The sequence below is a fragment of the Streptomyces sp. NPDC001070 genome (assembly GCF_053598835.1).
Window position 1 is genome coordinate 316,024 of the sequence record NZ_JBSFLB010000003.1, and the last position, 13,351, is coordinate 329,374.

The 13,351-nt window shown below is 72.1% G+C and carries 12 protein-coding genes and 1 pseudogene; 4 read left to right on the forward strand and 9 right to left on the reverse strand.

The window, feature by feature from the left end:
- The first annotated feature begins 128 nt into the window (after window positions 1–128).
- Complete coding sequence (locus ACWDAS_RS05790; protein ID WP_450387563.1) at window positions 129–959, forward strand: LLM class F420-dependent oxidoreductase; 831 nt, start codon at window positions 129–131, stop codon at window positions 957–959.
- Window positions 960–966: 7 nt separating this feature from the next.
- On the opposite strand, the gene ACWDAS_RS05795 is transcribed toward ACWDAS_RS05790, so the two are convergent.
- The 4 genes from ACWDAS_RS05795 to ACWDAS_RS05810 form a co-directional block, all read right to left on the reverse strand.
- Window positions 967–2,073 (reverse strand): ADP-ribosylglycohydrolase family protein, encoded by a 1,107-nt coding sequence (locus tag ACWDAS_RS05795; RefSeq protein ID WP_450387564.1) that lies wholly within the window; start codon window positions 2,071–2,073, stop codon window positions 967–969.
- Window positions 2,074–2,217: 144 nt separating this feature from the next.
- Window positions 2,218–2,703 (reverse strand): hypothetical protein, encoded by a 486-nt coding sequence (locus tag ACWDAS_RS05800; protein ID WP_450387565.1) that lies wholly within the window; start codon window positions 2,701–2,703, stop codon window positions 2,218–2,220.
- Between the two features lie 17 nt (window positions 2,704–2,720).
- A complete protein-coding gene (locus ACWDAS_RS05805; protein ID WP_450387566.1) occupies window positions 2,721–3,422 on the reverse strand; it encodes an SCO2400 family protein in 702 nt (233 codons plus the stop codon).
- Between the two features lie 248 nt (window positions 3,423–3,670).
- On the reverse strand, window positions 3,671–6,244 hold the full coding sequence (locus ACWDAS_RS05810) for a bifunctional FO biosynthesis protein CofGH (RefSeq protein WP_450387567.1): 2,574 nt from the start codon (window positions 6,242–6,244) through the stop codon (window positions 3,671–3,673).
- A gap of 123 nt (window positions 6,245–6,367) precedes the next feature.
- Between ACWDAS_RS05810 and ACWDAS_RS05815 the strand changes: the two genes are divergently transcribed.
- Together ACWDAS_RS05815 and trxA are read left to right on the forward strand one after the other, a co-directional pair.
- Window positions 6,368–6,787: a MerR family transcriptional regulator gene (locus tag ACWDAS_RS05815; protein ID WP_450387568.1), complete on the forward strand. Its 420-nt coding sequence runs from the start codon at window positions 6,368–6,370 to the stop codon at window positions 6,785–6,787.
- Complete coding sequence (gene trxA / locus ACWDAS_RS05820) at window positions 6,784–7,119, forward strand: thioredoxin (RefSeq protein ID WP_450387569.1); 336 nt, start codon at window positions 6,784–6,786, stop codon at window positions 7,117–7,119. The genes ACWDAS_RS05815 and trxA overlap by 4 nt, the downstream gene beginning before the upstream one ends.
- Window positions 7,120–7,183: 64 nt before the next feature.
- Here the strand turns inward: trxA and ACWDAS_RS05825 are convergent, their stop codons facing one another.
- From ACWDAS_RS05825 to ACWDAS_RS05835, 3 genes and pseudogenes are all read right to left on the reverse strand, one after another.
- Window positions 7,184–8,713, reverse strand: coding sequence for a sodium:solute symporter family protein (locus ACWDAS_RS05825; RefSeq protein ID WP_450387570.1), 1,530 nt, complete (start codon window positions 8,711–8,713; stop codon window positions 7,184–7,186).
- A 280-nt stretch (window positions 8,714–8,993) separates the two neighbouring features.
- Window positions 8,994–9,779 carry an SDR family oxidoreductase gene (locus ACWDAS_RS05830; RefSeq protein WP_450387571.1) on the reverse strand — a complete coding sequence of 262 codons (786 nt, stop codon included), beginning with the start codon at window positions 9,777–9,779 and terminating at the stop codon, window positions 8,994–8,996.
- A gap of 52 nt (window positions 9,780–9,831) precedes the next feature.
- Window positions 9,832–11,024 (reverse strand): annotated as a pseudogene (locus ACWDAS_RS05835) (aminotransferase-like domain-containing protein).
- 105 nt (window positions 11,025–11,129) lie between these two features.
- Between ACWDAS_RS05835 and ACWDAS_RS05840 the strand changes: the two are divergent.
- Entirely contained in the window at window positions 11,130–11,975 is an 846-nt protein-coding gene (locus ACWDAS_RS05840; RefSeq protein WP_450387572.1) for a hypothetical protein, read from the forward strand.
- A gap of 80 nt (window positions 11,976–12,055) precedes the next feature.
- Here ACWDAS_RS05840 and ACWDAS_RS05845 read toward each other — a convergent pair whose 3' ends face one another.
- The gene (locus ACWDAS_RS05845; protein ID WP_450387573.1) at window positions 12,056–12,265 is read right to left on the reverse strand and encodes a DUF397 domain-containing protein; all 210 of its coding nucleotides are present in this window, start codon (window positions 12,263–12,265) and stop codon (window positions 12,056–12,058) included.
- A 161-nt stretch (window positions 12,266–12,426) separates the two neighbouring features.
- Window positions 12,427–13,284: a helix-turn-helix domain-containing protein gene (locus tag ACWDAS_RS05850; protein ID WP_450387574.1), complete on the reverse strand. Its 858-nt coding sequence runs from the start codon at window positions 13,282–13,284 to the stop codon at window positions 12,427–12,429.
- Between the last annotated feature and the right edge of the window lie 67 nt (window positions 13,285–13,351).

Genomic DNA, 13,351 nt, shown 5'->3' on the forward strand with positions numbered 1-13,351 from the left:
TCAAGCGGTTTCCCCGTCATGACGATGGTGATCGCCGCCTCCCCGTGGTACGACACCGTGTCGCGGCCCTTCGCGCCGCGCGGCACGGGCATACGGTTGGCCCACATCACGGGAGGTGCGACGACGCCATGCGGATCGCCACGACGATCTTCCTGACCGACCACTCCGTCCCCGCCGTCCGGCTCGCCCAGGAGCTGGAGCAGCGCGGTTTCGACGGCCTCTACCTCCCCGAGCACACCCACATCCCGGTCAGCCGGCGCACCCCCGCGCCGATGGGCGATCCGCTGCCGCCCGAGTACGGCCGCACGCTGGACCCCTTCGTCGGCCTGTCCGCCGCCGCGGCCGTCACCCACCGGCTGCGCCTCGGCACCGGCGTCACGCTGGTCGCCCAGCACGATCCGATCGGGCTGGCCAAGCAGGTCGCGAGCCTCGACTTCCTCTCAGGCGGCCGGTTCACCCTCGGCGTCGGTTTCGGCTGGAACGTGGAGGAGGCCGCCGACCACGGCGTCGACTGGCCGCGCCGCCGGGAGCTGGTGCGTGAGCGGATGGCCCTCATGCGCGCCCTGTGGGCGCCGGAGCCGACCGCGTACGAGGGCGCGTCCTGCCGGGTCGAGGCCAGCCACGCCTGGCCCAAGCCCGTCTCGGACGGGCGGCCCCGCATCCTGTGCGGCGGCTCCGCGGGGCCCGCGCTCTTCGCGCACATCGCCGAGTACGCCGACGGCTGGCTGCCCATCGGGGGCGGGGGGCTGGCCGAGAGCATCCCGCGGCTGCGCCGCGTGTGGACGGACGCCGGCCGCGACCCGGCCGCGCTGCGGGTCGTGCCGTACGCGGTCCGTCCGAACCCCGGCAAGCTGGCGTACTACCGGGACCAGGGCCTGGACGAGGTCGTACTGCAGCTGCCGTCCGCGGGGACGGCGGAGGTGCTGCGCACGCTGGACGACTACGCGCAGTACCTCTGACGCGCGGTCACACGTTGGGGTAGCGCTCCAGCCAGGCCGGGGACGCCCCGCCAGGCCCGTGCAGGGCGGGGCCCTGCGTCATCTCCACGGCGAAGTCGTCGGCGAGCTGGAGGATCGTGCCCCGGCCCTCCAGCTCCGCGATCCACGCCGGCGGCAGGGCGGTCTCACCGTGCTGCACGCCGAGCAGGTTGCCGCAGATCGAGCCGGTGGAGTCGCTGTCGCCGGAGTGGTTGACGGCGAGCAGCAGGCCGTGCCGGACGTCCTCGGCGACCAGGGCGCAGTAGACGCCGATGGCGAGCGCCTCCTCGGCGGTCCAGCCCGCGCCAAGGGACTCCACTCGCTCGGCGGTGGGCAGCCCCTGCCGTACGGCGCCGAGGGCGGCCTGCAGCGCCGCGGAGGTCTCCTCGTGGCCGGGGCGCGGCCCGATGAGGGCCAGCGCGTGCTGCACCGCGCTGTCCAGGGCCTCGCCGCGGGCCAGGCCGTGGACGATGACGGCGAAGGCCCCGGCGGCGAGGACGCCGGTGGGATGGCCGTGCGTCTGGGCGGCGCACTCGACCGCGAGCTGGAGCACCAGGGGCGGCTCCCAGCCGACCAGCAGCCCGAAGGGCGCCGAGCGCATGACCGTGCCGCAGCCCTTGGAGTCCGGGTTCTTGGGGTGGTCGAGGGTGCCCATGCGCTCGTCGCCCAGCCCGGTCAGGCAGGCATTGCCGGGTGCGCGCCGCGAGTACAGCCACTCCTCGCGGGCCAGCCAGCCGGTGTCCTTGCGGCGTTCGTCGGGTCCCCAGTCGTTCTGGGTGGCGGCCCAGCGCAGATACGCGCGGTGCACGTCGGTGGGCGGGTGCCAGGCGCCGGCGTCGCGCCGCACCTGGGCGCGTATCAGGCCCTCGGCGGTGAACAGGGTCATCTGGGTGTCGTCGGTGACGGCGCCGCGCCGCCCGTACGCGGGGACGTAGTCGGTGACCCCGTCCTTGCCGTGCGCCTGCCGTATGGCGGCCAGCGACTCGAACTCGACACCCGCACCGAGAGCGTCGCCGATCGCGCCGCCGAGCAGACATCCCCGCACCCGGCTGCGGAAGTCCTGCTGCTCGGCACGCCCCCATACGGCCACGCCCATGACCACGCCTCTCTGCTCCGTCTGCCCGAGCACTGTAATCGACCCAGAACGGTCGACCTCCGGTCACGAACGGAATGTGGCCGGTCACGCACGGGCGAAGGCCCCCGCTGCCGGGCAGCGGGGGCCTTCGGGAGGGGCGGGGGTTTACCAGCCGCGGCCCTGCCAAACCGGCCGGGGAGCAGGTCCCTGGCGCCGCGACAGGGCCCAGCGGGCCGCGCTCGCGAGCAGGGAGGTGACGACCAGCCCGATGAAGAGGTTGACCACGCAGGTGGCCAGCATCTCGTTGGAGCGGTGGGCGGCCAGCGGGATCACCACGGCGAAGAGGGTCAGCGCCGCCATGATCCAGCCGAAGAACACCGTGGCGCGCGAGGTCGCGGCGAGGAGGACGCGCAGCAGGGCCGTCGCGGCGAGCGCGACGAGACCGGCCCCGAGTACGTACGCGGTGGCGGCGGCGTCGCGCCACACCCCGTAACCCCGGGGGGCGAAGACCGGCAGCAGCAGGGCTCTCTGCGCGAACACGATGCCGGCCTTGGCGAGGAGGCCGGCCAGTACCGCGGTCGCGAGTCCGACGCCCCACAACCGCCATGCGTGGACCCGCAGGCGGTCGTGCTCGGCGTAGCTGCTTGTCACGTTACGTTCCTTTCCTGTCAGCCGACGCAGAGGACGAGCAGGCACAGCTGCATCGGTGACTTCGTTGCCGACGACGTGGGGGCCGCCGTCGTTGTGGGGGGCGCGGCCGGGACGTCCGCCGGAGTGTGGGGGGCGGACACCGGTGCGGTGGTGGGGGTGTCTGGGTTCGTGGGTGCGAGTGCGACCGTGCCCGTGGCCGTGCGGACCCGCGGACCGGTGGTGCCCTGAGGGCCGGTGTGCGACGGCGCGGTGGTGCCCGTGGCGGACGGCGCGTCGGACGGCGCGTCGTTCTGCGGCGCGGTGGCGGCGGGGTGGGGGTGGTGGCCGGGCTGCCGCGTGGCGTCGCTCCCCGGCTGCGCCGCGATCGAGGAGAGCGGAAGTGTGCGGGCCGTGGCCGGGGTGAGCGGCTCGGCGGCCGCCGCCGTCTCCGCCCGGCCCTTGGATCCGCCGCCCGGGAGCGATGCGACGGTCAGGCCGCCGCCGACGAGCGCCACGGCCGTGGCGGCCGCGGCCCGGCGCCGGTTCTTCTTCCACCGGGCCACCTGCCGTCGCCGGGCCGCGCGGCCCTGCAGCGTGGGGTCCGCGTCGTCCGGCTCCTCGCCGTCGGGGTCCTCGGGGGACTCCGCGGTGCGCCACGGCTCCCACTCCGCCGTCGTGGTCGGACCACGCCACAGGGGCGGTGCGATGTCCGGCGCGTACGCGCCGCACCCCGGACACACCAGAGCTCCGTTGAGATGCCGACGGCAGGATGCGCAGTAGTCCATATCCGAGTCTTTCTCTGCTGACCGCGCCGCCGGGGGACGTCGGCGGCCCGTCCGCGCGCACGTCTCATGTGCGGGGTCGGACGGCCAGCAACGCTAACGACACCTCCCGAAGGAGGTGCGCAGCCTGTGTGACGCTTTTGGAGAGTTGCTCGGACTCTTTTGGAGAGGTTGTCCTGGGGGGGGCGACGCGAGGCCGCGCCCGGTCAGTCCTCCAGCACCGGCAGGAGTTCGGGCAGGTGGCCGTCGGAGGCGAGTCCTGCGGCGATGCGCTCGGCGGGGACCTGTCCGTAGGTGGTGGTGCGCTGGCGGGCGGGGCGGCCGGCGGCGTCGGCGATGGCGACCAGGTCGCGGATGGAGCGGTAGGAGCCGTAGCTGGAGCCCGCCATGCGGGAGATGGTCTCTTCCATGAGGGTGCCGCCGAGGTCGTTGGCTCCGGAGCGCAGCATCTGGGCGGCGCCGTCGGTGCCCAGCTTGACCCAGCTGGTCTGGATGTTGGGGATGTGGGGGTGGAGCAGGAGGCGGGCCATGGCGGTGACGGCGCGGTTGTCGCGCTGGGTGGGCCCGGGGCGGGCGATGCCGGCCAGGTAGACGGGGGCGTTGGTGTGGATGAAGGGCAGGGTGACGAATTCGGTGAAGCCGCCGGTCTGCTGCTGGATCTCGGCGAGCAGTCGCAGGTGGGCGAGCCAGTGGTGGGGCTGGTCGACGTGTCCGTACATCATGGTGGAGGAGGTGCGCAGGCCGAGTTGGTGGGCGGTGGTGATGACCTCGACCCAGGTGGCGGCGGGCAGTTTGCCCTTGGTGAGGATCCAGCGGACTTCGTCGTCGAGGATTTCGGCGGCGGTTCCGGGGAGGGAGTCGAGGCCGGCTTCCTTGGCGGCGGTGAGCCATTCGCGGATGGACAGGCCGGTGCGGGTGGCGCCGTTGACGACTTCCATGGGGGAGAAGGCGTGTACGTGCATGCCGGGCACGCGTTCCTTCACGGCGCGGGCGATGTCGAAGTAGGCGGTGCCGGGCAGGTCGGGGTGGATGCCGCCTTGCATGCAGACTTCGGTGGCGCCGACCTGCCAGGCCTGTTCGGCGCGGTCGGCGACCTGTGACAGGGACAGGGTGTAGGCGTCGGCGTCGGTGCGGCGTTGCGCGAAGGCGCAGAAGCGGCAGCCGGTGTAGCAGACGTTGGTGAAGTTGATGTTCCGTGTGACGACGTAGGTGACCTCGTCGCCGACCGTGTCGCGGCGGACGTCGTCGGCGATCCGGGTGAGCGCGTCCAGCGCCGCCCCGTCGGCGTGCAGCAGGGCCAGCGCCTCGGCGTCGGTCAGCTTCGTCGGATCGTCGGCGGCCACGCGCAGGGCGGTCCGCACGTCGGCCTCGATGCGGTCCGGGACCAGACCGGGCGCGGCCTGCTCGCGCAGCGCCTCCCAGTCCCCGTACACCGCGTCGAAGTCCTCCCGGCGGTCGGCGGTGCGGCCGTCGGTGTCGATGGTGCGGTGCAGGTCGGTGCGGCCCGTGGCGGTGAAGACCTCCTCGGGCTCCTGCCACGGCCGGCCGGTGACCTCGGCGTCCTCACGTGCCAGACCCGTCTCCGGGTCGGCCAGCGCCCGCACGTGCGGCAGCAGCCGCGGGTCCAGCCACGGCTCGCCCCGCGTGACGAATTCCGGGTAGACGCAGAGCCGTTCGCGCAGGGAGAAGCCCGCCTCCGCCGAACGCGCCGCGAGCTCGTCGATCTGCGGCCAGGGCCGCTCGGGGTTGACATGGTCCGGGGTCAGCGGCGAGACACCGCCCCAGTCGTCGATGCCGGCCCGGATGAGCCTGCCGTACTCCGCGTCGACCAGGTTCGGCGGCGCCTGAAGGCAGGCCGAGGGGCCCATGATGTGCCGCGCGACGGCCACCGTGGCCAGCAGGTCGTCCAGTTCCGCGTCCGGCATGCCGCGCATCGCGGTGTCCGGCTTGGCGCGGAAGTTCTGGATGATCAGCTCCTGGATGCCGTGGTACGACCGGGACACCCGGCGCAGCGCGAACAGCGACTCGGCGCGCTCCTCGTACGTCTCCCCGATGCCGATCAGCAGCCCGCTGGTGAACGGCACGGAGCTGCGCCCGGCGTCCTCAAGCACACGCAGCCGTACGGCCGGCTCCTTGTCGGGGGAGCCGTAGTGAGGTCCGCCGGGCTCGCTCCACAGCCGGGTCGCCGTCGTCTCCAGCATCATGCCCATGGACGGCGCGACCGGCTTCAGCCGCTGGAAGTCCGTCCAGCTCATCACCCCGGGGTTGAGGTGCGGCAGGAGCCCCGTCTCCTCCAGGATCCGGATGGACATCGCCCGCACATACGCGATGGTGTCGTCGTAGCCGTGGGCGTCCAGCCACTCGCGGGCCTCGGGCCACCGGTCCTCCGGCTTGTCCCCGAGCGTGATCAGGGCTTCCTTGCAGCCGAGTTCGGCACCGCGCCGGGCGATCTCCAGGACCTCGTCCGGGGACATGAACATCCCGTGCCCGGCCCGCCGCAGCTTGCCGGGCACCGTCGCGAAGGTGCAGTAGTGGCACTTGTCCCGGCACAGACGCGTGAGCGGGATGAAGACGCTCTTGGAGTACGTGATGACCCCGGGCCGTCCCGCCGCCTCCAGGCCCGCGTCCCGCACCCGGGCCGCGCTCTCCATCAGCGCGGCGAGATCCTCCCCCCGCGCCTGGAGCAGCACCGCGGCCTCCGCGGTGTCGAGCGCGACGCCGTCACGAGCACGCTTGAGCGCACGGCGCATGCTGTTGGTGGTGGGCGGAGTGTGCGTCATTCTCCGAGCATAGGTGCGGCATACGTCAGCCGGCGGTGTCGGGAGGATCACCGGGCCGGCGGGGGACGGCGGGGAATACCGGGGCTGGCCTTGACGTCGGCGTCAAGGTCTACCGTCGAGGGCATGCGGATCGGAGAACTCGCCGAACGGGCCGGCACCACCGCCCGCGCCCTGCGCCACTACGAATCACTGGGGTTGCTGCGCGCCCGGCGTGCGGGCAACGGCTACCGGGCCTACGACGACCAGGACCTGCGCCTGCTCCGGCAGATCCAGACGCTGCGCGACTTCGGCTTCGAGCTGGAGGACACCCGGCCGTTCGTGGACTGCCTGCGGGCGGGGCACCCCGAGGGGGACTCGTGCCCGGCCTCGATCGAGGTCTACCGGCGCAAGCTGGCCGAGCTGGACGACTGCATCGCCCGCCTCACGGAGGTCCGGGAGCGGCTCGGTTCGCAGCTCGCCCGGGCGGAGCTGGCGTCGGCCGCCATGGACGGGACGTCCTCCGGACCGCGTTGTGAGTTCAGCTGCGAGGGGAGTACGCAATGACGACGCACACCCAGGACCTGACCGAGGTCACCGACGCGACGTTCGCCGAGGAGGTGCTGGCCGCCGAGGGCCCGGTGCTGGTGGAGTTCACCGCCGACTGGTGCGGGCCCTGCCGCCAGATCGCCCCCGTCCTGGCCGAGATCGCCCGTGAGGAGGCCGGCCGGCTGAAGGTCGTCGTGCTCGACGTGGACCGCAACCCGCAGTCCCAGGCGGCGTACGGCGTGCTGTCGATGCCGACCCTGATGGTCTTCCGGTCGGGGCAGCCGGTGAAGTCCCTGGTGGGGGCCCGGCCGAAGCGGCGGTTGCTGCAGGAGCTCGCCGACGTCGTGTGAGGGGCGCCGAGGGGGCGCCCGGGGGTCCCGGGGCGAGCGGCGGGCCCGCCCCGGGATCCGCGCGTCAGGCCTTCGCCGGCTCCTCGGGCAGGGGCGCCGCGGCCGACGTGCCGTCGTCGCCGTCGGAGTTGATCCGGGCCAGGATCGCGTCCCGCTCGGGGGTGTCCTCGGGCTTGACGAAGCCGATGAGGACGTACAGCACGAGGGAGGTCGCCAGCGGCGTCACGATCTGGATCTGGAGCTGCACGCCGTCCAGGCCGTAGTTGGTGAGCCAGAAGGCGAACAGGCCCGCCGCCCAGGAGACCAGCGCCGCGGTCGGGCCGGACCTCCGGAACGGCCGCAGCAGTCCGAGCATGAACGGGATGGCGATCGGGCCCATCAGGCCGGCCACCCACTTGATGACGACCGTGATGATGTCCTTGAACGTGGGCGAGTTGACCTGCGTGGCGACCGCCATCGACAGGGCCAGGAAGGCCACGGTGGTGATCCGGGCCGCGAGCAGCCCGGCCCGCGCGTTCCAGCCGCGCGCCGCCTTGGACACCACCGGCGCGATGTCCCGGGTGAAGACGGCGGCGATGGCGTTGGCGTCCGAGGAGCACATGGCCATGGTGTGCGAGAAGAAGCCGACGACCACCAGGCCCAGCAGCCCGTGCGGCAGCAGCTGCTCGGTGAGCAGGGCGTACGAGTCGGAGGCGTCCGGCTTCTGCGCCTTCACCAGCAGCGGGGCGACCCACATCGGGAAGAAGAGGATGAGGGGCCAGACGAACCACAGCACGGCCGACAGCCGCGCCGAGCGGGTGGCCTCGCGGGCGCTGCTCGTCGCCATGTAGCGCTGCGCCTGGTTCCACATGCCGCCGTTGTACTCGAACGTCTTGATGAAGAGGTACGCCAGCAGGAAGGTCACCGTGTACGGCCCCGCGGTCGGCGCGGTGTGGTTGTCCGGCAGCTTGTCCCAGACCGTCCACAGCCCGCTGACCCCGCCGATCTCGCCCAGCACCGCGACCAGCATGGCCAGTCCGGCCAGCAGCTGGATGACGAACTGTCCCAGCTCGGTGAGGGCGTCCGCCCACAGGCCGCCGACCGTGCAGTAGACGGCGGTGACGGCCCCGGTGATGAGGATGCCCTGGTTGAGGGAGACCCCGGTGAACACCGACAGCAGGGTGGCGATGGCCGCCCACTTGGCGCCCACGTCCACGATCTTGAGCAGCACGCCGGAGACGGCCAGGGCCTGCTGGGTCGGGACGTTGTAGCGGTTCTTCAGGTACTCCAGCGGCGAGGCCACGTGGAGCCGGGAGCGCAGCCGGTTGAGCCGGGGCGCGAAGAGGTTGGCGCCGATGGCGATGCCGATGGCGATGGGGAAGGACCAGGTGACGTAGGAGGTGACGCCGTAGGTGTAGGCGATGCCGGCGTAGCCGGTGAACATCACGGCGCTGTAGCCGGACATGTGGTGCGAGATGCCGGACAGCCACCAGGGCATCCGGCCGCCCGCGGTGAAGAAGTCGCTGACGTCGTCGACGCGTTTGTGGGACCACAGGCCGATGGCGACCATCACGCCGAAGTAGCCGACGAGTACGGCCCAGTCGAGACTGTTCATGCGTTGTTGCCCCTTCCAGGGGTCCGCCTTGTGAACGGGAGCGCACTTCGCCGGTACGTCCGTCGCGGGGCGGCGCCCCAGATTGAACCGCCTGGAAAAGGGTCGGTCAAGACCACCGGCGTTCAAGGACATGAACGTCGATCAGCTAGCAGAACGATTTTACTTGTTCTTGACCTTACGTCACGTTGTTGTGCGCACCCGCGGCGCCCCACGATGAGCGGGTACTTCGCCGGAACGACCGCACGCCGGACGGAGCCCACCGGGGCTCCGTCCGTCCCTGTCAGCGCATCAGTTCGCCCGCGTTCACCAGCAGCGACTGTCCGGTGATCGCGCGCGCCCGGTCGGAGGCCAGGAAGACCGCGGCCTCCGCCACGTCGCCGTCCGTGGCCAGCTCCGGCAGTGCCATCCGGTCGGCGAGCCGGTGCAGCACCTCGTCCTCCGGTACGCCCTCGGTGTGCGCCGTGAGGCTCACGAAGGCCTGGACCGGCGGGCCCCACATCCAGCCGGGGAGCACGGTGTTGACCCGGATCCGGTCGGGGCCCAGCTCGCGGGCGAGCGAGTACATCGCGGAGGTCAGGGCGCCCTTGGAGGACGCGTACGCCGCCTGGCGGACCTGGGACGGGGCTGCGACGGCGGACTGGGTGCCGATGAAGACCACCGAGCCGCCCCCGCGTTCACGCAGCGCGGGCAGGCAGGCCCTCGTCATCCGCAGGGTGCCGAGCAGATTGACGTCCAGCACGGTCTTCCAGCTCTCGAAGTCCGCGTCCGCCAGGCCGCCGAAGTAGCCGTCCATGGCGGCGACGTGGACGACCGCGTCGATCCCGCCGAAGCGCTCCGCGGCGAGCGCGGCCAGCGCCTCGCACTGCGCGGCGTCCTTGATGTCGGTGGCGCGGAAGGCGACGTGCCCGCCCTCGGGATCGATCTCGGCGGCCGCCTTGGCGAGGTGCGCCTCGGTCCGGGCGCCGAGCACCGCGTTCCCGCCGTCCCGGACGACGGCCTGGGCGACGCGCTGCCCGAGGCCGGCCCCGACCCCGGACACCACCACGGTCCTGTCGCGCAGCAGCACGGCCCACCACCCCCACCCGCACCGGATGAATTGACGGACCGTCAGAATAGACTCACGCAGCGGCGATGGCCAGGGCCTTGGAGAGCCGGCGCAGCCCCTCCCCGATCTCGTCCGGGGTGTGCGTGACGAAGGAGAGCCGCAGCGCCGACCGGTCGGGCTCGCCCGCGTAGAAGGGCGCGCCGGGCACATAGGCCACGTCGTGCGCGACCGCCCGGGGCAGCAGCTCCGTCGCGTCGTACCCCCCGGGCAGCCGGGCCCAGACGAACATGCCGCCCTCGGGCCGGTTCCAGGTGCTGCCGGGCGGGAGCGCGCCGGCCAGCCCGGCCAGCAGCGCGTCCCGCCGCTCCCGGTAGGCGGCGCGGACCCGCGCCAGATGGGCGTCGAGATCGGAGTCGGCGAGGTAGCGGGCGGCGGCGGCCTGGTCCACGGTCGAGGTGTGCAGATCGGCGGACTGCTTGGCGACCACGCACGCCCGGCGCAGCGCGGCGGGGGCGCGCAGCCAGCCCAGCCGCATCCCCGGCGCCATGATCTTGGACAGGCTGCCGAGCAGGACGGTACGGTCCGCGGCCGCCTCGTGGGAGGCGATCCACGGCGCCGCCTCCCCGTCGTAGCGCAGTTCCCCGTAAGGGTCGTCCTCCGCGATCCACAGCCCGTGCCGCTCGGCGATCCGGGCGACCGCCTCGCGGCGCTCGGGGGTCGTCGTGCGGCCCGTGGGGTTCTGGAAGGTGGTACGAGGTAGAGCAGCTTCGCCTTCTCGCGGACGACGGCCAGCTCCAGGGACATCGGATCGATGCCGTCGGCGTCGGAGGGGACGGGCACCACCCGGGCGCCCGCGAAGGCGAAGCACTGCAGGGCCGCGAGGTAACCGGGGTCCTCGACGAGGACGACGTCGCCGGGCTCCAGCAGGGCGGTGGAGATCAGGGTGAGGGCCTGCTGGGAGCCGCCGGTGACGAGCAGGTCGTCGGAGCCGGTGGGCAGCCCGGCGCGGGTGAGCCTGCCGGCGATCGCCCCGCGCAGCGCGGGATCGCCCTCGGTGGTGGAGTACTGCAGCACCCGCCCGGGCGCCTCGGCGAGGACCCGGTCGTACGCCGCCCGTATCGCGCCGGCGTCGAAGAGCTCGGGGGCGGGCAGCCCGCCGGCGAAGGAGATCACCTCCGGGCGGGCGGTCAGCGCCAGGATCTCGCGTACCGGTGAGCCGCCGACGGAGGTGGCACGGGTGGCGAGGCCGGGGACGGCGGCGCGCATGGCGGGCTCCTTCGCGATGGCGGGCGATTTCGTGGACCGTACACGGACATGTCGGATGCCGCCACGGGCTTCCATATCTGACGCTCGGTCAGCTAAACCGGATGCATGACCGAAGAAGACACGCGCAGTGAGCTCTACGGTGAACTGGCCTCCGTCGGCCCGTACGGAGCGGGCCTGGGCCACGCCCTGATCACCATGGTCGAGCCGCATCCCGGCCACGAGTACGCCTACAACCGCTGGTACGAGGACGACCACTTCATCGCCGGCGCCATGGCGATGCCCTGGATGTACGCCGGGCGCCGCTGGGTGGCCACCCACGAACTGCAGCAACTGCGCTACCCGGAGAAGTCGGCGGTCGCCCAGCCGGTCACCGCCGGCTGCTACATCACCGTGTACTGGGTCACGGCCGGCCGCTACGCCGACCACATGAAGTGGACCGTCGCCATCAACCGTCGCCTGAACCGCGACGCCCGCGTCTACCACGACCGCACCCATGTCTTCACCGCCTTCCAGGACCACGCCGCCACCGTCTACCGCGACGGCGCGGCAGGACCTCGGGACTTCCACGCGCTCGACCACCCCTATGCCGGGCTGGTCGTCGAGGTGGTCGACGCCGACACCCTGCAGCAGTGCGACGCGTTGCTCGACTGGCTGCGCGGCCGCCACCTGCCGCGCCGGCTCGCCGGCTCGCCCTCGGCGATGGTGACGGTCTTCCGCCCGACGCCGCTGCCGCTGGAGCGGATGTCGTACGTGAAGCAGGTCGAGGGGGTCGGCACCCGGCTGACGCTGCTGTGGTTCCTGCAGCGGGACCCGCGGGAGGTGTGGGAGGAGCACTTCACGGGGTTGGACACCGAGGTGGCCGCCGCGGGGCTGGGCCGGGTCGAACTGGTCGCACCCTTCGTCCCCACGGTCCCGGGGACCGACACCTACGTCGACCGGTTGCGCGGATGAGGGGGTCGGGGTGGCAGTGAGCCCCCTCGGCCAGGACGGCGTGCCGGTCGAGAGGGCCCGTGCGGGTACTGCGGTCGTGCTCAGTCGAGGTCGTACGTCCCACGGCTGACGTCCGTGACGAACGCCGACCAGGCCTCGGGGGAGAAGGCGAGCGTCGGGCCGTCGGGGTCCTTGGAGTCGCGGACGTCGACGGCGGACACTGTGGGGGAGGCGACCTCGACGCAGGCGCCATTTCCCTGGGAACGGGTGGACTTGGTCCACGCCCTGGTGTTTCCGAGCTGAATAGCCATGATCGCTCCGAGCTTTCTTTTTTGTGCAGCTCTGACGTGATCGAAGCTACTCGCCAACATCACTGCCCACAGAGGCTATTACCTCCAACGAGTGGCATATTCCAGGAGGTCTTCCGACTCGACGGGCCCAGGTGTACTCTGCGGGACTTCGCCATGCGCCGTCAGCGCGCGTACTCCTTCGCGGCGTCCGCGATGAACTGGCGGCTCTGCTCGGCGCTGAGCGCCTGGGCCCGCAGGTGCTCGTACATCACGCTGTAGCCGTGCACATCGGTCGGCTTCTCCAGGTACAGGTCGCTCGTCACGCCCTCGATGTACACGACGCTGGAGTCGGTCGCGTCGGCGAACTCCAGGATCGCGAAGTTGCCCGACATGCCGGGGTGCGCCCCGGCGTCGTACGGCAGGACCTGGACCGTGACGTGCGCCTGGGAGCTCATCTGGGCCAGGTACTCGAGCTGTTCGCGCATCACGTCCCTGCTGCCGACGACGCGGCGCAGCGCGGACTCGTCCATCACCACCCAGAAGCGCAGTGGCGAGTCCGGGTCGGCGATGCGCTCCTGTCGGCGCAGCCGGATCTCGATGCGCTTCTCGATCTGCTCGGCCGTGGCCTCGGGGAGCGTCCCCTCGATGACCGCGGCGGCGTAGTTGCGGGTCTGCAGCAGGCCCGGCACCACCAGGGAGTCGTAGACGCGCAGCGACTCCGCCTCGGTCTCCAGGCCGATGTAGACGCTGTAGGGGACGTCGCCGAAGGCGTGCCACCAGCCCTGCTGCCGGGACTCGCGCGCCATGTTCATCAGCGACTCGACGAGGCGGCTGTCCTCGACCCCGTACACGCTGCACAGGTCGCGCACGTCGCGCTGGCTGATGCTGCGGCGCCCGTTCTCCAGCCGGCTGATCTTCGACTGGGAGACCAGCAGCCGGGCGGCGACCTCCTCCGCGGTCATTCCCTTCTGCTCGCGCAGCTTGCGCAGTTCCGAGCCGAGTCGGCGTCGCCTGACGGTGGGATTGACGTTGGCGGCCACGGGATGTGCACCTCCGGGTTCCGGACTGGTCCGTGTTCTCTGCAGATATGTACTGCTGGTCAGCAGA